Annotated in this window: 23 protein-coding genes; 10 read left to right on the top strand and 13 right to left on the bottom strand. The window is 43.6% G+C overall.

Annotated features, from left to right (window positions below; translation table 11 throughout):
- Positions 1-2: 2 nt before the first annotated feature.
- The 5 genes from lptB to LIN78_RS09010 are packed head-to-tail and all read right to left on the bottom strand — an operon-like array spanning position 3 to position 3,479.
- Positions 3-734, bottom strand: coding sequence for an LPS export ABC transporter ATP-binding protein (lptB, locus tag LIN78_RS09030; RefSeq protein WP_227180470.1), 732 nt, complete (start codon positions 732-734; stop codon positions 3-5).
- Positions 735-740: 6 nt separating this feature from the next.
- Entirely contained in the window at positions 741-1,301 is a 561-nt protein-coding gene (lptA, locus tag LIN78_RS09025; RefSeq protein WP_227180469.1) for a lipopolysaccharide transport periplasmic protein LptA, read from the bottom strand.
- A 4-nt stretch (positions 1,302-1,305) separates the two neighbouring features.
- A complete protein-coding gene (gene lptC, locus LIN78_RS09020) occupies positions 1,306-1,890 on the bottom strand; it encodes an LPS export ABC transporter periplasmic protein LptC (protein WP_227180468.1) in 585 nt (194 codons plus the stop codon).
- A 2-nt stretch (positions 1,891-1,892) separates the two neighbouring features.
- The gene (locus LIN78_RS09015) at positions 1,893-2,426 is read right to left on the bottom strand and encodes a KdsC family phosphatase (RefSeq protein WP_227180467.1); all 534 of its coding nucleotides are present in this window, start codon (positions 2,424-2,426) and stop codon (positions 1,893-1,895) included.
- Between the two features lie 54 nt (positions 2,427-2,480).
- Positions 2,481-3,479 (bottom strand): KpsF/GutQ family sugar-phosphate isomerase, encoded by a 999-nt coding sequence (locus LIN78_RS09010; RefSeq protein ID WP_227180466.1) that lies wholly within the window; start codon positions 3,477-3,479, stop codon positions 2,481-2,483.
- 213 nt (positions 3,480-3,692) lie between these two features.
- Here LIN78_RS09010 and LIN78_RS09005 point away from each other — a divergent pair, with 213 nt between their 5' ends.
- Complete coding sequence (locus tag LIN78_RS09005; protein WP_227180465.1) at positions 3,693-5,681, top strand: monovalent cation:proton antiporter family protein; 1,989 nt, start codon at positions 3,693-3,695, stop codon at positions 5,679-5,681.
- Here LIN78_RS09005 and LIN78_RS09000 read toward each other — a convergent pair whose 3' ends face one another.
- The 8 genes from LIN78_RS09000 to mshL all read right to left on the bottom strand — a co-directional run bounded on the left by LIN78_RS09000 (position 5,682) and on the right by mshL (position 15,238).
- The gene (locus LIN78_RS09000) at positions 5,682-6,371 is read right to left on the bottom strand and encodes a type II secretion system protein (RefSeq protein WP_227180464.1); all 690 of its coding nucleotides are present in this window, start codon (positions 6,369-6,371) and stop codon (positions 5,682-5,684) included. It abuts the gene before it with no gap.
- A gap of 21 nt (positions 6,372-6,392) precedes the next feature.
- Positions 6,393-7,184: a prepilin-type N-terminal cleavage/methylation domain-containing protein gene (locus LIN78_RS08995; RefSeq protein ID WP_227180463.1), complete on the bottom strand. Its 792-nt coding sequence runs from the start codon at positions 7,182-7,184 to the stop codon at positions 6,393-6,395.
- Positions 7,174-8,337 carry a hypothetical protein gene (locus LIN78_RS08990; protein WP_227180462.1) on the bottom strand — a complete coding sequence of 388 codons (1,164 nt, stop codon included), beginning with the start codon at positions 8,335-8,337 and terminating at the stop codon, positions 7,174-7,176. The genes LIN78_RS08995 and LIN78_RS08990 overlap by 11 nt, the downstream gene beginning before the upstream one ends.
- 346 nt (positions 8,338-8,683) lie before the next feature.
- Positions 8,684-9,292: a hypothetical protein gene (locus LIN78_RS08985; protein ID WP_227180461.1), complete on the bottom strand. Its 609-nt coding sequence runs from the start codon at positions 9,290-9,292 to the stop codon at positions 8,684-8,686.
- On the bottom strand, positions 9,289-10,695 hold the full coding sequence (locus LIN78_RS08980; protein ID WP_227180460.1) for a hypothetical protein: 1,407 nt from the start codon (positions 10,693-10,695) through the stop codon (positions 9,289-9,291). Before LIN78_RS08980 ends, LIN78_RS08985 begins: the two co-directional genes overlap by 4 nt.
- The gene (locus tag LIN78_RS08975; protein ID WP_227180459.1) at positions 10,692-11,900 is read right to left on the bottom strand and encodes a type II secretion system F family protein; all 1,209 of its coding nucleotides are present in this window, start codon (positions 11,898-11,900) and stop codon (positions 10,692-10,694) included. The genes LIN78_RS08980 and LIN78_RS08975 overlap by 4 nt, the downstream gene beginning before the upstream one ends.
- Entirely contained in the window at positions 11,897-13,504 is a 1,608-nt protein-coding gene (locus LIN78_RS08970; protein ID WP_227180458.1) for a GspE/PulE family protein, read from the bottom strand. The genes LIN78_RS08975 and LIN78_RS08970 overlap by 4 nt, the downstream gene beginning before the upstream one ends.
- A gap of 27 nt (positions 13,505-13,531) precedes the next feature.
- On the bottom strand, positions 13,532-15,238 hold the full coding sequence (gene mshL, locus LIN78_RS08965) for a pilus (MSHA type) biogenesis protein MshL (RefSeq protein ID WP_227180457.1): 1,707 nt from the start codon (positions 15,236-15,238) through the stop codon (positions 13,532-13,534).
- Positions 15,239-15,526: 288 nt separating this feature from the next.
- On the opposite strand from mshL, the gene LIN78_RS08960 reads away from it, so the two are divergent.
- The 9 genes from LIN78_RS08960 to LIN78_RS08920 all read left to right on the top strand — a co-directional run bounded on the left by LIN78_RS08960 (position 15,527) and on the right by LIN78_RS08920 (position 21,378).
- Positions 15,527-16,339 (top strand): ABC transporter ATP-binding protein, encoded by an 813-nt coding sequence (locus LIN78_RS08960; RefSeq protein ID WP_227180456.1) that lies wholly within the window; start codon positions 15,527-15,529, stop codon positions 16,337-16,339.
- On the top strand, positions 16,336-17,115 hold the full coding sequence (gene mlaE, locus LIN78_RS08955) for a lipid asymmetry maintenance ABC transporter permease subunit MlaE (RefSeq protein WP_227180455.1): 780 nt from the start codon (positions 16,336-16,338) through the stop codon (positions 17,113-17,115). Before LIN78_RS08960 ends, mlaE begins: the two co-directional genes overlap by 4 nt.
- A gap of 2 nt (positions 17,116-17,117) precedes the next feature.
- Positions 17,118-17,600 (top strand): outer membrane lipid asymmetry maintenance protein MlaD, encoded by a 483-nt coding sequence (gene mlaD / locus LIN78_RS08950; protein WP_227180454.1) that lies wholly within the window; start codon positions 17,118-17,120, stop codon positions 17,598-17,600.
- A gap of 28 nt (positions 17,601-17,628) precedes the next feature.
- Positions 17,629-18,237: an MlaC/ttg2D family ABC transporter substrate-binding protein gene (locus LIN78_RS08945; protein ID WP_227180453.1), complete on the top strand. Its 609-nt coding sequence runs from the start codon at positions 17,629-17,631 to the stop codon at positions 18,235-18,237.
- A gap of 7 nt (positions 18,238-18,244) precedes the next feature.
- Positions 18,245-18,526: a hypothetical protein gene (locus LIN78_RS08940; RefSeq protein ID WP_227180452.1), complete on the top strand. Its 282-nt coding sequence runs from the start codon at positions 18,245-18,247 to the stop codon at positions 18,524-18,526.
- 97 nt (positions 18,527-18,623) lie between these two features.
- A complete protein-coding gene (locus LIN78_RS08935; protein WP_227180451.1) occupies positions 18,624-19,355 on the top strand; it encodes an MlaA family lipoprotein in 732 nt (243 codons plus the stop codon).
- A gap of 85 nt (positions 19,356-19,440) precedes the next feature.
- A complete protein-coding gene (locus tag LIN78_RS08930) occupies positions 19,441-20,343 on the top strand; it encodes an ABC transporter ATP-binding protein (protein WP_227180450.1) in 903 nt (300 codons plus the stop codon).
- Positions 20,340-21,095, top strand: a complete 756-nt coding sequence (locus LIN78_RS08925) for an ABC transporter permease (RefSeq protein ID WP_227180449.1) — start codon at positions 20,340-20,342, stop codon at positions 21,093-21,095. The genes LIN78_RS08930 and LIN78_RS08925 overlap by 4 nt, the downstream gene beginning before the upstream one ends.
- Positions 21,096-21,132: 37 nt before the next feature.
- The gene (locus LIN78_RS08920; RefSeq protein ID WP_227180448.1) at positions 21,133-21,378 is read left to right on the top strand and encodes a BolA family protein; all 246 of its coding nucleotides are present in this window, start codon (positions 21,133-21,135) and stop codon (positions 21,376-21,378) included.
- Positions 21,379-21,523 lie beyond the last annotated feature (145 nt).

Below are 21,523 nucleotides of genomic sequence, written 5' to 3'. Positions count from 1 at the left end.
TGTTATAACCGGAACTGTTCGCCAAGATACACACGTCTTACCGCTTCATTATCCACAATATCGGATGGAGCACCGGTGGCTAATACCTTACCATCTGCAATGATGTAGGCACGATCGCAAATACCAAGTGTTTCGCGCACATTGTGGTCCGTAATCAATACGCCAATTCCTTTTTCTTTTAAGAAATTGATAATTCGTTGAATATCAATCACAGCAATCGGGTCGACACCAGCAAATGGCTCGTCTAATAAGATAAACTTTGGCTCGCTCGCTAAGGCGCGCGCAATCTCCACTCGTCTTCTCTCACCACCAGACAAGCTAATTGCGGGCTGATCACGTAGGTGATCTACATGCAGTTCTTCCAATAATTCTGTCAGTCTTTTTTGACGCGCTTCACGATCTTTAATATGCAATTCAAGCACTGCAAGCACATTTTCAGCCACAGTCATTCGACGAAAAATAGAAGCTTCCTGGGGTAAATAACCAAGCCCAGCTCTTGCGCGCTTATGGATTGGCCAACGCCCAATACTTTTCCCATCTAAATAGACATCGCCACCATTTGCGGGGACCAAACCTACAATCATGTAGAAACTAGTGGTTTTACCCGCGCCATTCGGCCCGAGTAGCCCCACCACTTCACCACTCGCCACTTCTAGCGACACATCCTGAACAACCGTTCTGGAGCGATATCTTTTTTGTAATTGTTCAGCACGCAAATGACTCATTTCGCTCATTCCAACTTAAGGTGTCGTACTAGGTTTTGCTGCATCGTTAGTGGTTGCAGTTTTCGGCTGGATAACGGCATGCACACGCCCGCCAGATTTACCGCCGGTTGCAGGGCTTCCTTGCACAGAGTATTGCTGACTGACCGCATCATAAAAAATAACCGCACCGCGAAGTTCATCGCCACCACGTTTTACACGCGCATCGCCGGTCAGTTTTAATTGATTTTTGCCACTGTCGTAATCAATTCTAGACGCTTGCGCCTCAATATATTCATCTACTTGATCTTGCTTTTGGCGAAAGGTCACTGGCTTACCATAGGCTTGCGCCAACATTTTGCCCGCCTTATCGCTTTGTACATCTATGCGATCCGCGCGAAGTCGTAGTGTTCCCTGAGTGATAATGACATTCCCTTCATAGCGACTAGTGCTATTGGCCATGTCCGACATGCCTTGATCTGCTTCAATATTGATTGGCTTATCTCTATCTGCTTGCTCAGCATACGCATTGCAAGACATTATCAATACAGCCAATACGCTTAACGGGCGCAAGACAGCTAATACAGAACTCTGTTTCATCACATTAAGACTTTCTATTCAGTAAAACGACACGTACTTTGTGCTTAAAGACCACTTGTTTGGTTAACTGATTGTAAGTTAGACCTTGAGCGGTAATTTTTGTGGTTCCTTCTGTAAGAACAACCACCGCATCAGTTTCCATTCTTTTTTCTTCCGGCCACACCGTCATATTGGTTGTGTAAATGTGTAAGGCAGGTTTTTTAGCATATCCGGCGCGTGACATTGTCACGCCTTTATCAAAATAAAGTTTGTTCCCGGTCTTATCTCTAATAGCAACTTTTGAAACGATGTGTTCATCTGGCAACCCTGGCTGATATTGAATCAGATGAGAGGAAAATAATTCGCTCGTATCCGTATCCGGGTAATGAACTAGTTTATCCGCCGTCAGTAGATGGGTAGGTACGCCATTTGCGCCCATCCTTGTCGCAACAAATTTTTCAATCACGTAGTCAGGATCATGTCGATCGCTACCATCTAACTTTAACTTTGTAGGCTGAACAATCTGCCGAAGCCAAAAAGATAGACCGGCTAGCAGCAACAATACTGCTAGCGGAAACCATGGCACGTGTTTAAACAAAGTAAATCGCACGATTAATCCAAGTATTGTGCCAAGTGTCGATCAAAAGTACCTTGAGCCTTCATGATTCGCTCGCACAGTTCTCTTACCGCCCCCTCACCACCTGCGCGAAGCGTCACCAAATGCGCTCTTTGCTGAACCTCCTCAGTTGCAGCAGGCACAGTGACGGCCAGTCCACTAAGTTTCATTGCAGGTAGATCTATCCAATCATCGCCCATAAAGCCGACAACATCTGTTGATAAATTCAATGTTTGGATTAAGTCCAAAAAGGCTTCTTTTTTATTTTCTACACCCTGATAGAGATGATTCACACCTAAATTTTTTGCGCGCAAGGCAACTGTTTCTGATCGGCGACCAGTAATAATGGCGACCTCAACCCCTGAAGACTGAAGCATTTTTAGCCCATGACCATCTAGGGTATTAAATGCCTTCATCTCTTCGCCACGGTCATTTAAATACAAGCGTCCATCCGTCAATACACCATCTACATCAAAAACCATCAGTTTGATTTTTTTTAGTCGACCTTCAAGGCTAAGATTCTCTGACATATGAAATACTCGTAAATTAATCTGACTTTGAAACGCTTTTGTCACTAATGCGAACTAAATAATTCCTGCTTGCAAGATGTCATGCATATGCAGAGCGCCAACTAGTTGGTCTTTATCATTCACAACTAAAAGGCTAGTAATCTTTACACTCTCCATGAGGCTAAAGGCATCAACCAATAAACAATTTTCTTGAATTGTTTTTGGAGAAGGCGTCATTGTCTCACCAATGCGTACCGCCCTGAGATCGCCAAACTTACTAAAAGCGCGTCTTAAATCACCATCGGTAAACACCCCGCAGAGGCGATCATCTTCTGTCAACACGGCAGCAAAGCCCAATCGCTTGCTAGTCACGACATTTAGTGCGTCAGGAATAGAATCAGTGACCCGAACGATTGGCAATTGTTCACCGGCATGCATGACATCACTGACCTTCATCAGCAACCGTCGACCTAAACGACCGCTTGGATGTGTTAGCGCAAAATCTGCGGGACCAAATCCTTTAATATCTAATAGCGCAACGGCTAATGCATCCCCCATGACTAGGGCTGCTGTGGTACTAGAGGTTGGCGCTAATCCTAGTGGACAAGCTTCTTTAGGCACGCTGACATTCAAATGAACGGTAGATGCTTTTGCTAATGTGGATTGAGGATTACCCGTTAACGCAATCATGGCAATTTGATGGTGCTTTACATAAGGCAATAAAGCGAGCACTTCGTCACTTTCACCAGATTGGGAGAGCGTGAGCAACACATCATTCGGTCGTAGCATGCCCAAATCACCATGACACGCTTCACCTGGATGCATAAAGAAAGCAGGGGTACCCGTGCTGGCCATCGTTGCAGCAATTTTATTACCAATATGACCTGATTTTCCCATTCCCGAAACCACAACACGTCCTTCACAATTCAAGATTAATTGAATTGCCTCAAGAAACGCATCATCTAACCTTGCGCGAACGGCTTCTACCGCCGCTACTTCGGTCTGCATCACATCTCTTGCAATCGCAAGGACGGTATTTGCATCAAAGGTGTATTGGGTAATTTCACTTTTCATGGCGCGTAGTATAGCAGGAGGAGAAGAAATTCATGACGAAAAAGATCGAGGTGGCATGATTTTAGCTTGATATGACAATGTATCGTAAAGTTTTCCATGCTTAGCCCCTGAATTTGGGCATTTATATGATAGGCTTAATACAAGAAAGATCACCTTGTACGGCATCCCATGCCGCTACAACGCAATGTAGATGTTGGTTTAATCGGATATTGAATGCACAACACTTTAGAACCTGTTCTTTTACTTCTATTTGCTGCAGTTATTGCTGTGGTGGGTTGCCGTATGCTCAAGCAGCCAGCCATTTTGGGTTATTTACTTGTTGGCATGCTCATCGGACCACACGCCTTCAGTTTAATTACCGAAAACGATAGCACAGAAACGTTAGGAGAGATTGGTGTTGTCTTTCTGATGTTCTCGATCGGGCTTGAATTTAGTCTCGCCAAACTAAAAGCCATGCGCCATAGCGTCTTTGGGTTAGGCATGGCACAAGTGGTCATTAGTTTGATTGTTTTTCCACTTGTGACTAGTCAAATCGGTCTTTCATGGCAAACAGGTTTAGCGTTAGGCGGCATGTTAGCCATGTCCTCTACTGCTATTGTCAGCAAAATCCTCACAGAACGCATTGAGTTAGAGTCTGCACATGGCAGGCAAATTTTTGGTATCTTGTTGTTTCAAGATTTATCAGTGGTTCCCCTACTGATTCTTATCCCAGCACTAGCAACCAATCCAAGCGGCAAAGATCTGTTTATTGAATTGGGCATTGCAGGGCTTCAAGCTGTCTTAGTGCTGCTAGCAGTTTTCTATCTTGGCGATAAGTTACTGCGTAAATGGTTTCATCTTGTTGCCAGCCAGAAATCCTCTGAGCTTTTCATCTTAAATGTACTCCTTATTACCCTTGGCATCGCTTGGCTAACCTCCCAGGCCAAACTATCGATGGCGCTTGGTGCATTTGTGGCTGGCATGCTGATTTCCGAAACCGAATATCGATTTGAGGTTGAAGACAACATCCGCCCATTTAGAGACATTCTATTGGGTCTCTTCTTCGTGACTATTGGTATGAAGTTAGACATATTGCACTTATGGCAATATGCATTAGGGATTGCAGTCTTTTTAGTGCTGCTCATTCCAGGCAAAATGATCATGATTGCGGGGCTCTGCAAAATCTTTAAATACCCGCCAGGTGTCTCACTCAGAACGGGTATTTACTTAGCACAAGCAGGCGAATTTGGCTTTGTCTTACTTGCACTCGCGACACAAAGTGGCGAGGCGCTACTATCCAACTACCTGCAACAAAGCTTATTAAGTGCAATGGTAATTGCCATGTTTGTCGCCCCACTGCTAATCCAGCGCAGCGATAAAATTGTGCTGAAATTCGTCAAATCGGAGTGGATGAGCCAATCCCTACAGCTCACTCGAATTGCGATGGCAAGTATGGATGCCGAATCCCATGTACTGATATGTGGATATGGTCGAAGCGGCCAATATCTTGCACGAACGTTGTCGGTCGAAAATATTCCATTTATGGCGCTTGATTTAGATCCTGAGAGAATTGCAGAAGCGAGAGCTGCAGGTGAGCAAGTAGTATTTGGTGATGCGGGCAAGAAAGAGGCGCTCATCGCTGCTGGACTAAAACGGGCAAGTGCCGTCGTAATTGCCTTTTCTGACACCCACCTTGCCCAAAAAATTATTAGTCATGTGCAAGATATTCGCCCCGAACTACCGATTATTGTTCGCACGCTTGATGGCACCGACATCGAAAAACTAAAAGATGCGGGGGCAGCAGAGGTCGTTGCAGAGTTGCAAGAAGGTAGCTTAATGCTCGCTAGTCATACACTCATGCTGCTTGGCATTCCATTCTCTAGGGTCATTCGTCGCATACGACAAACCAGAGAAGAGCAATACGCGTTATTTAAAGGCTTCTTCGTTGGGGAGACCGATTTGCAAGAAAGCGCGGGAGATGCTTCTCACCCACGCTTGCACACCATTCATATTGCCGAAAGCGCATATGCGGCAGATAAAACACTATCTGAAGTTTGCCTTGAAAGTGAATGCGGTGTTGAAATTCGCGCGATTAGAAGACGCAATACACGCACCATTACCCCAGCACCAGAATTGGTAATTCAAGTAGATGATACGCTGGTTATCTTAGGCACACCGGAGTCTCTAAAAAGCGCTGAAAAACGCTTACTACAGGGCAGTTAACTAATCAAATAGATAGGCACCACTGCAATTACTAGATGTGGTGTCTGGATTAACGCTCCACTGCAAATGGCCTTGTACAGTCTCCACACAACCTTCTACGGCCGTTTTCTGAAGATTATTCTGCCATGAGGAAAAGCGGAACCCTCCGCTTTTCGCACTACCATCATCTAGCGTTTGGTCTATGTCTTTTAGTATTACCGCAGGAATTAAACCTCCCGTCTTCAAGTTCATTCGTGAAGCCGAGGATGAATTCAGAAATTGATTATCCACACCAATCTGCATGATCCCACCCCAAGGGTTGGTTGGACTATTTTCCGAAGACCCTACATCACCTATTCCATTATACGAACCACTCAGCAGGCCTGCTGCACTCATCTGATTAAATGCGATGATTGACTTTCTTGCGGAATCTATCTGGCCCATATTGCAATCTACCTCACAGTTGACCGCACCGGGGATTGCAGAAGATGCTTCGCTCCAATCTCCTGGGATATGGTGATATTTCGACACAAACGTTTGATACGCCAATTGAATCGACTTTAAATCAGAGACAAAAGCATGAACACGTGCAGTATTAATCATCGCCTGCCCCTTCAAAATCCCGCCAACCAAGACACTGATAATGAGCAATACAATGGCCATCTCAACAAGTGTAAACCCAAGATTAACGGCGCTATTTCGTAACTTCATTCTTATCACTTTCATGACTATTTAAATTTTGTTGGCTTTTAACATTTGTCCATATATCTCAGGAGCAGAAATCCAGATGAGCGAATCATCGAAAAATTGATCACTTGTTTCAGAAGGCCCATGCATCACAAATATCCGGTTCCTTGCCCCTTTATCTTTCTTCGCATTTTGTAGCTCATCAACTCCAATCGGATGTTCATTTACATTCCTCCCTAAGGAATAAACGATGGCCACCACCCCATTTGCCAACCAAGTCGATGATGGAGAACAACTCGCTGTACTGCAGACACATAATTCAGGCGTAATGGGGTTCGAAAGATAAAAATTTGTTCGTAAGTTATCAGGGGCTGAAATAGGAGATGTCCACAGCCCAGACTTTTGTGTCGAAGGCGACGACGAGCAAGAAGATATGGTTGAAAAACCATTTATCGATACGGCATAACGAATACGGTGATGAACACTATCTAGCGCATCTGGCAAATAACCCTCTTCATCTACTCCACTAACCCCTAAAAAGGCAGCTGGAAAATAGCCATCGTATGGTTGCAAGCATTTACCATCTGCAGTTACCGCTGGTTGCCCGTGACTTGTAGCCGATGCAGGACAAGGCAATGCCCCATTTAATGCAACATAATCTAACAAGCTACTTTTTGCATTTTGCAAAATACGTTCAGTTTGGCGCAGATACCTGTCCTTATTTGCAACAGACTCATAACGCAAATAAGCAGACAGCAGAATAGACAAAACCAAAAGAACGATGGATAACTCAAACAGGCTAAATCCTATTTGCTTTTGATTTAAATTAGGGCGCATTTGCCACCTCATCTAGTGCGCACAAGCCTGATTGTGAAATCACAGGACGATATTGACCAAATGATTGCTGCATTTGAATCGTAAACGTGGCATCGCAACCATCTAACCAAATCTTTGCAACGCTTTCAGACTCTTTATCGTAATGAATAATGTCTCCCCAATGGCGCTCTAGTCTTTGCCATCGATTAAGGATGCTACCGCTATTGGGATGCTTTAAATCAATCGCCGGCCGACTATCTGGTAGCGGATAAGAGAAATCATTTGCGAAAACATGAACAACATGAGGCACCACTGCATTTATCCAGTCCGCCACACTGATCCAAACAAGCACATCATCTGAATAGTTTGGGTGACTGGAAAATTGCACTTCAGCCGATGGAATTGAAACCTGATATCTGCTGACGCTCTTGGCATCAAAAGCGCCATCAATACTTTCTAAATAAGATGCAACCATGTTTTTGGTTACTACATTCGTGGATTGCCACTTTCCAGGTTGCTCCGTACCCGCATCAAATACAATCGCAACCGCCTGATTCGCGATTACCTGATTGCCATTCTCTTTGATTGTCCACCACTCATAAGGAAGACTTCCATTTCTACAATCATTTCCTGCCTTTTGCTCCCGCATGACTTTACTATTTAATGGAGCGATACATGCCCCTCCCGGCAGCAGTGGATTGGAGGCAACATCCAACACATTTGGCGATACAGCATACCAATAGGAGGTAATCGCTTCGGCATTTTCAAATTGCCCTATCGATAACTTCATATCCTTAGTTGGCAACAAGCCAATACAAAATAAACTATGTTTTAGAGTGGCTATGTTGCCGTAGCGGATATATGGCAGACCAGTTTCAGTATCCGCATTTAAACATTGCCCATTGTCTGCAATGCCTGCGGATGTTCCTGTAAATATTGCGTCTGGTGCATGCATCGTTCCGAGTACCGACCGAAAGCTATCGGCGCTCAATTGAGACAATAAAACCCGTTTGATTTCCACTAGTTTATATAATCGGCGAGCCCGCTCCTCTAATACTTGAGACCGCGCTTTGTTCACGTGAATAGTGATTAAGAACATACCCAGACATACGGTAAGTAACACCGATAAAGCGACATACCCTGCTTGTCTATTTCTAGTAAAAAGTCGACTCACCGCCCCACTCCATCACGATCAATGGACTCCGATGGAAAGAGTTGTCCGATCTTCAGCGAAATGGATTTTCCTGCAGCATTCATCCATATAGATTGACGGGCATTGGCAGAGATGAGTGTCCAATTTGAATAGCGCTCCCCAATATGTATGGGCAGATCTCCAAGCCACACTGTCCAGTGGTTATCCACGTATGATGCACCAGTGATAACGCACCCTATCAGTATTGGTACCTGTGAATGATTTGAAGTCCGTTCCTCTGGAGAGAAAAATAAGGTCCCGAGCTCTTTAGCCGCTAATGTTGGCGTGATAATGATGAGCATCATGAATATAAGAAATGCACCTACCTTCACCCCGAACGCCCCTTCTTTTGAATTGGCTCAAAAAAATACTGCTCAAATGCACAGTTCAACATTAGTGGCTGCGAGTCAGGCGGAGGGAGTTTTGACAGTTCACAATTGCTTAAGCTAAGTCGGGTTGGTAACTGCAAAACCTTCTGGATCAAATCAAACCCGACCAATTCATCGTTCACCTTCGCGCTTACTGTGACGCGTGATGATAAAAGCTGCCAATCTGATGTTAGTGTTGGCAACTTCACATATGCAGATGAGAGGTGATAGTTCAAAGAAAGCATTTTGTGCGTAGAAACCAGATCATCTAGCTGCTTCACTAAATCCGTACGACGGTCTGTTAGCCAACCCTCTTTGATAAATTGATCCCAACCAGGGCTTAACTTGATTGCAATTTTTCGCGTATTGGCAATGCGTTGGGTTTGCATCACTTGATGCTGGTGATCTAACGTTAATTGCTGCACTGTTTTGTGCTGAGCATGTAAACTCCACACTCCACCAACGATACTTGCAAGCAATAGCGTAGCGCCAGCACTCGCAATAGAAATTGGCACAATAAATAAGCGGAGTGTGCCTGTGTCATCGAGAACTCGATTTAAAGAGATCATCGTTTCTGCAACTCCACAGTAAAGTTTGCTTCATGCGCGGAGGATGCCCGATCTTCACTATTCACTTCTTGTGATCTACTCGTAGTAAGTGAGTTACCCAGCAGATTAATTTGCCATGTATTGAAAGACGCTGTTAACTGTCGTTGAAAAAGCGCGAGCTTTTCCCTGCATGCGGGTAATTGGGCATCACAAATTAGCTGTGCATCTAGCTGGACTTTTGCCTTTCTCTTTGTGACAGGGTCTTCACTCCAATCCAACCTCGTGAGACGTATGTCGCCAACCTCTTCTATTACCTTACTCAATTGCCACCAGTCATCAATCAGACTGGGGCTTTTCTGAAGCTGGCCTTTAACGGAAATAATTTTTTGTCTAACTTGCCAAGTAGCTTCATCTGCTATCTGATCTGGCGAACTTGGAAGAGACAATAATGACTGTCTTTTTAACTGGTCAATTTGCAGTTGAATCGACTGGCTTTTTAACCAAAAGAAATACCCTGCACCAGCAGCACACAGTACGCAAAAGATAAAGAAAGTGCAGGCACGTTGGCGCCATCTACTCAGTAACCTAGGAAATTGGAAGCGATGAGAAAGAAAGCCCGAAGCATCGTTTCGCCTAGCATATTGCTGCAAATAAACAGTTAACAGACTTTCTGCGCCATCAAATATCGGTTTCCAATTTCGTTCGATTAACGCGCTCTTGTTCTCATGAGTCAAATTAGGAAGAAAAAAATGGTACGCCACCTCCATGTTTGCCCGACACTCATTGACCTGTTGCTGCCAATAACTAACGCTTTCCAATACATCTTCTACGAGTACCTCGGTGGAAAATGTCTTTGAGACGGGGAGCTCCCGTTTAAATACGATACTTCCTGCAAGACAGAGAACCACATGAACGACATCCTCTATTTGAAGAACGGCAACATTTACCTGAAGGGTGGTTTCAAATGTATATGAGAGGCTTAGCAGTAGACTGCCTGCCGTATGAATGGAGATAAGAGATAACGGTTGATATTGAAATGCAGCCTCTATTTCAAAACTAGTTTGACTATCTGTCTGACCAACCCAAGCAACCCAATCCCGTCGCCCATCTGGCAAGCGATTCTGTAGCTTCTGAAAACTACAAAGCGATTTTGCATCGACCTTCTCCATTCTAGAAGAAAGAAGTTTGAGTGCCTCTGCTTGTCTAACTGGCGGAATCTCTTCATACAACCATCGTTCATTTTCAGGCGTAAATAACACATGCCATGTCACATTTGGGCAAACAGTTAAAAAACGTTGAAAATCTGCTAACCAAGCATCGGTTTGCTTATCAAACCACTCACAAGCAGTTAGCCTTTCTTCCCACAAGAAGGCACTAACCTTTTCGGCTGTCCAAATTAAAATGCCCGTTTTCCCTCTCTTCATCGCGACGGATCCACTTGCATATACAACACGCCAAAAACAGAAAAACAAATCCAAATCATTACAAGGGCTAGCGCCATAAAAATAAGTGGCTGAAGCCATGCGAGCCAACGCGTCTCGGTCTTTTTAATTTGATTTTCTTGCAGGGCAATAATCTGCTGAAGACTAAGGTCTAAAGTGCCTGACGACTCTCCTATCGACAAATATCGTTCGTAAACACTTGGGAGGCTTAATGCACTAGCAAAACAACGAGAAAAACGACCACCACTGGCAATTTCTTGCTTAGCCTGCAGAAGTTGCTCCCGAACACCATCAAGCTCTGCACTTTCTGAGATTGCTTCTAGCGCATCAAATATAGGCACTCCGGAGATATAGAGCAGGTGCAAGGTATAACAAGATTGCAACCATTGCTTATGGTAGAGATAGCCTTTGAGCAAAGGTAAATTTAACGCTAAGCCATGAAGAATCCGCCTTCCCTTTGGAGAAAGAACACCCATAGCAAGAAGGATAAACAGGCTTATAGATGCAGTGAGCACGGCGACTAAATGTGCTTTTACAAAATCACTGAATGTTAATAACAGCAATAAATCTGATGGAACAGACTGATTTTCCATTATCAGCAATGTAGTTAATTGCGGGACGACGTTAGAAATAATGATGCCAATCGCAACCAACAAAATGAGGGATGTCAGCAAAGGATAAAATAAAACCGAAAGCACACGCTGACGCTGATTCTTTCGATGATTTTCTAGTGCAATGCACTGCGCCAACACTTCCGGCAAACGCCCACTTAACTCCCCAATTTTCAGCAGACAGTTAATGGATGGCGAACCTAAACCAAATGATTTTTCAAAGGCAGCGGAGAATGCGAGTCCAGACTCAACCCCCGCCTTTAATAAAAAGACCTTCTTGCGTAGAGCCACTTGCGTCTCGAATTGCTCCCCCAACAAAGCTAACGCCTCAATTATGGGATAACCAGAGACAAGTAGACTATGGAGATGAAAGAAAAAGTCATTAATAGAGACTTTCTCAAACAATCTGTTCAGCGGTGTCCTAGCGGTTCGCAACCTCTTGCGATACGAAAGTAAATCAAGCCCTTTGATTGCTAATTGATTGGTTAAGTCGTTCGTATCAATTGCGAAGAGGGAGCCTTTACAAATTCGCCCATGCTCATCCATTGCGCGAAAGCGATATAACTCACTACTCATGCCAACGACTCTTCCAAGCTAAAAAGACGAGAAAGTTCGGCCGGTGTAGTTAGTCCTTCGATCACTCTTTGCCATGCATCCTCTAAAAGCGAATATTCAGTAATATTTGATTCCGCCCCACGAAAAACGGAAGAGATAGCCCCCATACTCTGCGGAAAATCCACTTCCATAACAGGTAAACGGCCCTTGTAACCAATACCAAAACAATCATCACAGCCCATGGCCTGAAACAAAGATTGAGGCAACTTCAGCTGATGTTGTTCACAGAGTTGGGTGACACGATGGTTTGATTGAGCGGCAGCTTTACAGCAAGGACACAGTCTGCGAATTAATCGCTGAGTAATGATTGCTGATATATTCGCGGTTAGCATTTGCTGGCTGATACCGAAGTCTAGTAGACGATTCCAAGCAGAAACGATGGAGTGCGCATGGACAGTGGCAAAAACCAAGTGACCAGACAGCGCAGAGGTCATCGCGATTTTCGCGGTTTCGGTATCTCTAATTTCACCAATAAACAGAATATCTGGATCTTGTCTAAGCGAAGCCTTCATCCCAGAAGCAAAATTTAGCTTTAAATACTCACCAATTGAGGCCTGACGAACACCCTGCAATCGATATTCAACAGGATCTTCAAGGCTAATAATATTCAGTTCAGACCGATTTAACTCGGATAGCAGTGCATATAGCGAAGTTGTTTTTCCACTTCCGGTTGGGCCACAAAATAGAATTAACCCATCTCGCTTCAACAAAAGTTTTGACAGTCGATTGCGAGCATTGGAGGTAAGCTGAAGCGCATCTAATCCATGCGTCCAATCGGCACCTTTTAGAAAGCGAATGACTACACTTTCGCCATAATCAATTGGCAGAATAGATACCCGGCATTCAACCATTCGTAACATTGACTGATAACTAAAACGGCCTTCTTGTATCCCTCTACTCTCGGCAATATCTAATCCCGCCAATACTTTGATTTGGATTGATAGGGATGGCCATAAACTAAGATGCCAACAGCCACGCTCAAGTAACACGCCATCAATTCTGAACTTCACTGAAAAATATGTTTTTTCAGGCACAAAGTGCATATCAGAAGCATTCTGAGCGATGGCGAGTGCAAATAGCTCATTTAATGAAGGTGCATCTAACTCAGCACCAAACTTAAGCACATTGCCAACAGACGATCCATTTAAAGTGCTGCGATATATTTGCTCAATAGCAGGATTTAGGTCTACAGCTAATGCTTGAAAAAGCTTTATTGTCACATTCGCCGGCGTAAATTTTCGCAATTGATCTTTCACTAAAAGATCTTCACTATCCAAACAAGCGATGTGTAATTCATTTGCTGCGATGTCAAACCGCATCGGGCAAACGGTCAGTTGTTTTGCTTGACTAGCAGAGAGATAGCTAATTGCACGTTGGCAAGGCTGTATATCTTGGATATCAACACAAACACGCCTTTCCAAGAGTGCACATAATGCAATACTCACCGCCTCTCTGCTTGTAAACCCGGCCGCAATAATTAACTGCCCTATCGGCTGCAGCGTCGACTTTTGCTCAATCAGCGCCACAGTTAACTGATCTACCCGAATCAGCTTTTTTTGTAGCAAATATTCACCTAATAACATCAGTAGACATCACTCAAAATGTTGCGAATGGGTAGACAGCACGACTTGAGGCTCATCAATCAGTGCACTAGTTAGAAACTCTGCGGTTGGTAATACCGCATGATGCGCATTGGTGATCTGCTGAAAGCGATTATTCTTAATAATCACAGGGCGAAGAAAAATGACTAATTCAGACTTCACCACTTTTTGATCTTGATAAGCAAACAAATCACCAACCAATGGAATCCGATTGAGAATTGGCACCCCATCCCTAGTTTTTTGTATTTCATCTTGCATCAATCCACCAAGAACCACCACTTGCCCATCGGGGACTTTTAAAATGGACTCTAATTCTCTCACTTGGATTTCTGGCACAAGATTTTGAAAACTTGCATTCATTAACTGCGGAACCGGATCTTGCTTATAGCCAGTGATGCGGGAGATGGTTGGACGAATGTTCAACATTACTTGATCATCATTTGAAATTTGAGGCAGCACACTCATCACCACGCCAACCGGCACGGTATGCAAGGCACTGGTATATTTACGATCAGTGACATCTCCTTTTTCGTTCTTAGACTCATCCAAGGTCACGGTAAAATAGACTTTTTCATCCACTACTTTTAGCAATGCAGTCTGACTATTCATTGCCATAATTTTAGGACTAGAGAGCACCTTGGTTTTTCCAAAGGACTCTAACATTTTCAACGTAGCCGAAAATGTTCCTGAAAATAATGCGGAATCTTGATTTTGATAAGTGATCGCCGTGACGGGAGAAGTCCCAAGCCGATTGCCTGTAAGCTGCTGACCAACACTGAATCCATCTCGATTGGAAATCATTCGACTCCAATCCACCCCGCTTTGAAACTCGTCTGATAGCATCACCTCTGCGATCGTTGCCTCGATTAGGACTTGTCTACCCGCATGATTAAGCACTCGGTCTAAAAACCGAGCGATTTTTTGGTGTTGTTTTGCAGTCGCGCGAACAGAAATGACGCCTCCATCAGGGTTACTGATGACATTTACTTCTCGCTCATTAATTGCCACTTCTTGATTGCTTGGTATCGCATTTTGGGCGCCTTCAATGCTCACCTTCGTCACAGAATTCGAATTAGTGTTAGCTTCGCCAGCATCTTTAGTACTGACAGATTTTCCAACAACAATCAGTTTTTCCTTTTCCTTCAGAATGGCATTGATATTGTCGGTCAATGATTGCCAGAAATGACTTTCTGTCGCATTGGTTAAGATCGTATTGGAGCGATTGCCTTGCAACGCATCTGTCGCAAGACCGTTGCCAAGACTAGTGGATATATTCACCTCAGCCTTAGTGGTTCGTGAGATATTCAAATAATCAATGGCATAATCCAGCAAATACGGCGTATCTTTCTCTACCTTAATCAAGTTATTACGCTGTTCATAACGTAAGCCAGCACTATCTGCGATCGCCCCAAACACAGTACCAATCGTCTGATTATTTAAATTGAGCGTAATTTCACCACTGACATCTTCTGCAATTTCAATATTTAATCTGGCATCTTTCGCGATTTGATAAAGCAAGTCCGCAACTGGTACTTTATTTACTGTCACGGTCATCTTTTTGGATGAAAGAGACAGAACACCGTCTCTTTCTTTTAACGCTTGGATTACTTGAGAAGCGACAACTGAACGTTCACTATCCGGCTTCCCATTACTTGGAAAGAACAAATGTGACTCTTCATTCACTTTCAGAGGTTTCAATGCACATCCGCACAAGTAAGCGGAGAGAACAATTAAGAAAAGACGCCGTGAAGCCCCAACCAACATGACAATTTCATACCAAACAACAAGAAGGCGCGAAAGATAATGCAATTTGCATATTGATGTCAATATGAAATTTACATATTCTTCACATAAACTTACATCTCTTCTTTACCAAATTTGCTTTACCTTGATGTGAAAATTCTATTTATTTACAGAGACATCTCATGACACAAAGGGTAGTTAGGCAGTAAAATATCGATTAGTTAATCAATTTCGGAGCATTTCTTGTCCACAAGCACCCCTCTAATCGAATTAGCGAATGTGCACTTCTCCTATGGAGAAACACCGCTTTTAGATAGCATTTCCATGAGCGTTTCTCGTGGTGAAATCGTCGCCTTAATGGGGGGAAGCGGGAGCGGCAAGACAACTTTACTGAAGTTAATTTCAGGACAACTTTCCCAACAATCGGGAAGCATCAAGTTTCAAGGCGAAGAAGTCACCTCCCAAACCCATAAACAAAGACTCGCCATGCGTAAGCAAATGGGGATGCTCTTTCAGTTTGGGGCGCTTTTTACTGATCTTTCAGTGTTTGAAAACATTGCATTCCCATTGCGAGAGCATTTTCAACTCTCAGAGCAGACCATACGTGATCTAGTATTAATGAAGTTACACGCAGTAGGTCTTAGAGGAGCCGCCAACTTAATGCCCCATGAGTTGTCAGGGGGCATGGCAAGGCGGGTTGCTTTAGCGAGAGCCATCGCGCTAGATCCATTAGTGATGCTCTACGATGAACCGTTTACAGGATTAGATCCTATTTCACTTAGCATCATTGCAGACCTCATCAAAGAGCTAAATGATGCGCTTGGCACTGGCTCCATCTTAGTGACACACAATATCCCCGAATCATTAAAAATCGTGGATAAAGTTTATTTTATGTCGAGTGGCAAGATCGTCGGCCAAGGTACGCCAGATGAAATCCTAAACTCGACCGATCCTTACGTACATCAGTTTATCCACGCAGAGCCAGATGGCCCTGTTGCCTTTCACAAACCAGCACCCAGCTACACCGCTGACCTTGGACTTGGAGAGCAGCCGTGAGCTTCTTTGAATGGCTAGGGAAAACCACCCGTCAAAGCCTAACTCGCTTGGGCTACGCCACCCGTTTTTTGATATTCGTTTTATTTCAATCGGTCACTTGTCTCAAGCGCCCAAGCCTGACTATTCGCCAGATGTATTTCACCGGCGTTCAGTCTTTAGTCATTATTAGTGTGTCAGCATTGTTTGTCGGCATGGTACTTGGCCTGCAAATGTATGAAGTACTCAAGCGCTTTGGCTCGGGTGATGGCGTAGGCACGGTTGTCGCGCTTTCCCTACTAAGAGAACTAGGGCCTGTACTAGCAGCGTTGTTATTTGCTAGCCGCGCAGGCTCCGCCATTACGGCAGAAATCGGCCTGATGAAGGCAACCGAACAACTAGCAGCGATGGAAATGATGGCCGTCGAACCGGTTGCTCGCGTGGTTGCACCTAGGTTTTGGGCTGGTTTTCTGTCCATGCCGCTATTAGCCGCCATTTTTAACGTGGTCGGTATATTTGGCGGCTATTTAATTGCCGTCCCATTGATTGGCATTGATACTGGGACTTTCTGGGGGCAGATGCAGGCTAATGTTGATTTTCAACACGACCTGGTGAACGGACTGATTAAAAGCATCGTATTTGGAACAGCCGTAACACTGATTGCTGTTTTTGAAGGGTACGACGCACACCCTACGGCAGAAGGTGTTTCTGCAGCCACAACAAGAACCGTCGTCACTTCTTCTGTGGTGATTTTGATGTTGGATTTTGTGTTAACCGCTTTGATGTTTCAAGGAAATTAATTATGAAACGATCAACCATTGATATTTGGGTTGGCTTATTTGTTGCAGCAGGACTAGCCGGATTAATTTTTTTGGCACTAAAAGTTAGTAGCCCAAATAAAATTAGCGACGATGAAACGATTGCACTCACCGCTCGCTTTGACAATATTGGCGGATTAAAACTGAATGCCCCAGTCAAAAGTGCAGGCGTTGTCGTTGGACGAGTTGCAAATATCGTCTTTGACCCTAAGCGCTATCAAGCGGCAGTGACCTTGAAAGTAGACAAAAGCATCCCATTTAGCAAAGACAGCTCCGCAGACATTCTGACAGCAGGTCTTCTAGGGGAACAGTATATCGGCCTTGAAACTGGCAGCGACGAGCAAAATCTAAAGAATGGCGACAATATCACGATCACCTCTTCCGCTTTAGTACTAGAACAACTGATCAGTAAGTTCATGCTAGACAAAGCCGGTGAGAACAAAACCGCAGAATCACCGTCAAACTAACTCATAGTACGGAAATAGGATTTAGTATATGAAAACGATGAATAAAACCATTAAAACATTAACGTGCGGATTACTATTTAGCGTTGCAACGTCTGTATTCGCTCATCCAGCTGAAGACTTGGTAAAAAGCACCACACAAGATGTGGTCAGTATTCTGAAAAAAGAAAACAAACCAGGTAATGAAAAAGCAGTCAAAGAACAAGTCACTGCCAAATTACTTCCTTATTTTGACTTTACGCGTATGACAGCGTTAGTTGTGGGCAAAAACTGGCGACAAGCAACCCCAACACAACAAGCCGCTCTGACAAAAGAATTCAGAACACTGCTTATTCAAACCTACTCAAATGTATTAACGAACAATAAAGTTGATAGCATCACAGTTAAACCCGTTGTTGATGACAACAAGGCAACCGACGTGATGGTAAAAACGGTTGTCAATCGCCCAGGTGCAGAACCAATTCCAGTGGATTACCACATGGCAACGAATGGAAGCACATGGAAAGTTTATGATGTTATCGCCGAAGGCCGTTCAATTGTCACCGCGCAAAGAAGTAGCTATGCCCAGACAGTATCTCAGAGTGGCATCGATGGTTTAATTAAAGAAATTAGCACCAAAAACCAACAAAATCAGAAGTAAACTTATCATGCAATATGACGCCACCAGTAAAACCTTGTATCTACCTGCGAAATGTACCTTAGCGGACATTTCTACACTGGTGGCCGAAATATCTAATCATTATCGAAACAATCAAATCGAATTGATTAGCGGCAAATACTTGTCTGAAATTGATTCCAGCGCAATTAGCCTTTTACTCTCGCTCAAAAGAATGAATGCAAACAACATTCATTTCCTAGATATGCCCAGCAATATAAGCAAGCTAGCCTCTCTATATGGCGTAAATGAGATATTAGACATCACAAAATAAGCGCCACCATCGCCATTTATTGATTAAGATGCTAAGCTTCTTAATATAAACATACCATTTCTTACACCCACCTTCTTGTAATACGAATAGTCTAATCATGTGGCGCAAAATTGCAGTAGTCGCAACCAGTATTGTTACCTTAACTAGTTGCGCAACAAAAGAAAATCAAGGCGATCCGTTAGAACCAATTAACCGTCAGGTTTATCGGTTTAATAGCGGCGTAGATGCTTTGGTGCTTCGACCTTTAGCATCCGGATATGCAAAAATCACCCCATCCCCAATTAAGACAGGCATTCATAACTTCTTTAGCAATATTGATGATGTATTAGTCGGCGGAAATAACTTCCTTCAAGGCAATGCAAAGAATGGATTTTCTGACGTTGCTCGTATTGTTGTAAACACAACCATTGGTGTGGTCGGTCTAATTGATGTTGCTAGCAAAATGGGGCTAGAAAAGCACGATGCAGATCTGGGGCAAACGCTAGGTAAGTGGGGAGTGGGAAGCGGGGCATATCTGGTACTTCCATTCTTTGGTAGCACAACATTACGAGATACGAGCAATATTGTTGCGGACGTTGCTCTTTACAACAACATATCAAAAGAAGCGTCAACCAGAGACAAACTGCTCCCCTTTAAAGTGCTAGACGTACGGGCACAACTTTTAGGCGTCGAAAGTTTTGTCGATGCAGGCGGCTCAGATGAGTACGCTTTCACTCGCAGCGTCTATTTGCAAGGACGTGAATCAAAAATCACAGGGGTCACCCCCTCAGCAAGCGATGAATTTGATCCTGGCCCAACCCCAGAAACCACCGCCTCTAGTCCCCAGTAAGATCTCCCTACTTAACTTTGAAATTTTCAATGAAAACAAGTTAAGTAGGGTACAATAATCGTTTAACCCTGCAAGCAATCCCTATATGCTTCCCGCAATAGAAATCAGTGGTATCAACAAACAATTTGGCGACCTAAAAGCGCTAGACAATGTGTCTTTCTCTGTAGGCCAGGGAGAGTTCTTTGCCCTACTAGGACCAAATGGCGCAGGCAAGACAACGCTCATCTCTATTTTGGCAGGATTAACCAGAGCGGATAGTGGCTTCATTAAAGTAATGGGGCATGATGTCGTCACAAACTACAGACAAGCAAGAAGATCAATTGGCATCGTCCCACAAGAATTAGTTTTTGACCCATTTTTTACCGTTCGTGAAACACTTGTTTTTCAATCAGGCTATTTTGGATTGAAAAATAACGACGCATGGATTGATGAACTACTAGATAGTCTTGGCTTAGCCAATAAAGCCAATGTGAACATGCGAAACCTTTCTGGCGGCATGAAACGTCGAGTATTAGTTGCGCAAGCCCTTGTACACAAACCACCAGTCATTGTTTTAGATGAACCTACTGCAGGGGTTGATGTAGAACTTCGCCAGTCGTTATGGGATTTTATTCAACGACTAAATAAAGAAGGACACACCATTGTCCTTACTACACATTATTTAGAAGAAGCTGAAGAGTTGTGCAACAAAGTTGCAATGATGAAACTAGGAAAAATCCTAGCATTAGATGACACATCCCGCTTTTTGAAAAAACCAGAGCAAAAGACCGTTAGCCTAAAATTAAATGGACAACTACCGGATGCTTTACTTCCCAAGCTAGTTTCCAAGGAAACCGATAGCTACCTATTAAAGCTAAGTTCGTTAGCTGAACTAGAAGACATTCTAGCCGCGATAAGAGTGGCCAATTTAAAAGTAAAGGATCTATCTTTGCCTGAAACTTCGCTAGAAGATGCATTTGTAGCCATGATGCACGGGGATCAAGTATGACCGGATTTAGCACCCTCTTTCGCAAAGAAATCCTACGTTTTTGGAAGGTAAGCCTCCAAACCGTATTAGCGCCTGTTATTACGGCACTGCTATACCTAACCATCTTCGGCCATGCGATTGGTTCTCATGTAAAAGTCTACGAAAACATTTCCTACAATGGTTTTTTAGTTCCTGGACTTGTGATGATGGCCATGCTTCAAAACGCTTTTGCCAACACCTCTAGCAGTTTGATTCAGTCAAAAATAACCGGTAATCTCGTTTTCATTTTATTACCACCACTATCACATTTTGAATTCTTTCTCGCTTACACATTGGCTGCTGTCGTTCGTGGTTTAGTGGTTGGTGCTGGTGTGTTTATCGTTGCGATTTGGTTTATCCCTGTCAGTCTCCCTCATCCGATTTGGTCAATCGTTTTTGGATTACTAGGTTGTATCATGCTGGGTATACTGGGCTTAATTGCAGGGATTTGGGCAGAGAAGTTCGATCAGCTAGCAGGCTTTCAAAACTTTATTATCATGCCGCTTACATTTCTTGCCGGAGTATTTTACTCAATCCATTCACTCCCAGAAATTTGGCAGCAATTCTCGCACTTAAACCCATTCTTTTATATGATTGATGGATTCAGATATGGTTTTATTGGTGCATCCGATGTACCTATCGAGAAAAGCCTATCAATCATTGTAATTTGTACAGCGATCTTATCTGCGATTGCATTACAATTACTAAAAACTGGCTATAAAATCCGCCACTAAACAAGAACAATTTTGCTGCGCATAGGAAATAATCAACATGGTTACACCAGAACAAGTTAAAGCCTACATTGCCGCCGGTTTGACCTGCGACATCTTAGAAGTGAGTGGTGACGGCCATCATTTTGAAGCCATTATCGTTAGTGAGGCATTTTCTGGATTGAATCGTGTCAAGCAACATCAGCGCGTTTATCAAGCACTAGGTGAAAGAATGCGTGAAGAAATTCATGCGCTATCAATGAAGACTTTTAGCCCCACAGAGTGGGCTGCTCAGCAAGCAAAATAATGAAACTAAATTCGGAAGAGAAAACCAAAGCCAAGGATTCTAAACAAGAATCTCGCGACAACTCTCTTTCGGGTTTGATACTACTATCCAACCTGCCTGCACTAATCGCAGTAATTGCCTATCTCATTTGGCGATTTTGGTAAAT

The sequence above is a fragment of the Leeia speluncae genome (assembly GCF_020564625.1).
Classification (GTDB): Bacteria; Pseudomonadota; Gammaproteobacteria; order Burkholderiales; family Leeiaceae; genus Leeia; species Leeia speluncae.
The sequence above is the reverse complement of the archived record's forward strand: the minus strand, read 5'-3'. Positions and strand labels throughout refer to the sequence as shown.

Excerpts from the sequence above, each read along its gene's own strand:
- lptB (WP_227180470.1), bottom strand. The coding sequence starts at position 734 with ATGAGCGAAATGAGTCATTTGCGTGCTGAACAATTACAAAAAAGATAT.
- lptA (WP_227180469.1), bottom strand. The coding sequence starts at position 1,301 with ATGAAACAGAGTTCTGTATTAGCTGTCTTGCGCCCGTTAAGCGTATTG.
- LIN78_RS09015 (WP_227180467.1), bottom strand. The coding sequence starts at position 2,426 with ATGTCAGAGAATCTTAGCCTTGAAGGTCGACTAAAAAAAATCAAACTG.
- LIN78_RS09010 (WP_227180466.1), bottom strand. The coding sequence starts at position 3,479 with ATGAAAAGTGAAATTACCCAATACACCTTTGATGCAAATACCGTCCTT.
- LIN78_RS09005 (WP_227180465.1), top strand. The coding sequence starts at position 3,693 with ATGCACAACACTTTAGAACCTGTTCTTTTACTTCTATTTGCTGCAGTT.
- LIN78_RS09000 (WP_227180464.1), bottom strand. The coding sequence starts at position 6,371 with ATGAAGTTACGAAATAGCGCCGTTAATCTTGGGTTTACACTTGTTGAG.
- LIN78_RS08995 (WP_227180463.1), bottom strand. The coding sequence starts at position 7,184 with ATGCGCCCTAATTTAAATCAAAAGCAAATAGGATTTAGCCTGTTTGAG.
- LIN78_RS08985 (WP_227180461.1), bottom strand. The coding sequence starts at position 9,292 with ATGATCTCTTTAAATCGAGTTCTCGATGACACAGGCACACTCCGCTTA.
- LIN78_RS08980 (WP_227180460.1), bottom strand. The coding sequence starts at position 10,695 with ATGAAGAGAGGGAAAACGGGCATTTTAATTTGGACAGCCGAAAAGGTT.
- LIN78_RS08975 (WP_227180459.1), bottom strand. The coding sequence starts at position 11,900 with ATGAGTAGTGAGTTATATCGCTTTCGCGCAATGGATGAGCATGGGCGA.
- mlaD (WP_227180454.1), top strand. The coding sequence starts at position 17,118 with ATGAAACGATCAACCATTGATATTTGGGTTGGCTTATTTGTTGCAGCA.
- LIN78_RS08945 (WP_227180453.1), top strand. The coding sequence starts at position 17,629 with ATGAAAACGATGAATAAAACCATTAAAACATTAACGTGCGGATTACTA.
- LIN78_RS08940 (WP_227180452.1), top strand. The coding sequence starts at position 18,245 with ATGCAATATGACGCCACCAGTAAAACCTTGTATCTACCTGCGAAATGT.
- LIN78_RS08935 (WP_227180451.1), top strand. The coding sequence starts at position 18,624 with ATGTGGCGCAAAATTGCAGTAGTCGCAACCAGTATTGTTACCTTAACT.
- LIN78_RS08930 (WP_227180450.1), top strand. The coding sequence starts at position 19,441 with ATGCTTCCCGCAATAGAAATCAGTGGTATCAACAAACAATTTGGCGAC.
- LIN78_RS08925 (WP_227180449.1), top strand. The coding sequence starts at position 20,340 with ATGACCGGATTTAGCACCCTCTTTCGCAAAGAAATCCTACGTTTTTGG.
- LIN78_RS08920 (WP_227180448.1), top strand. The coding sequence starts at position 21,133 with ATGGTTACACCAGAACAAGTTAAAGCCTACATTGCCGCCGGTTTGACC.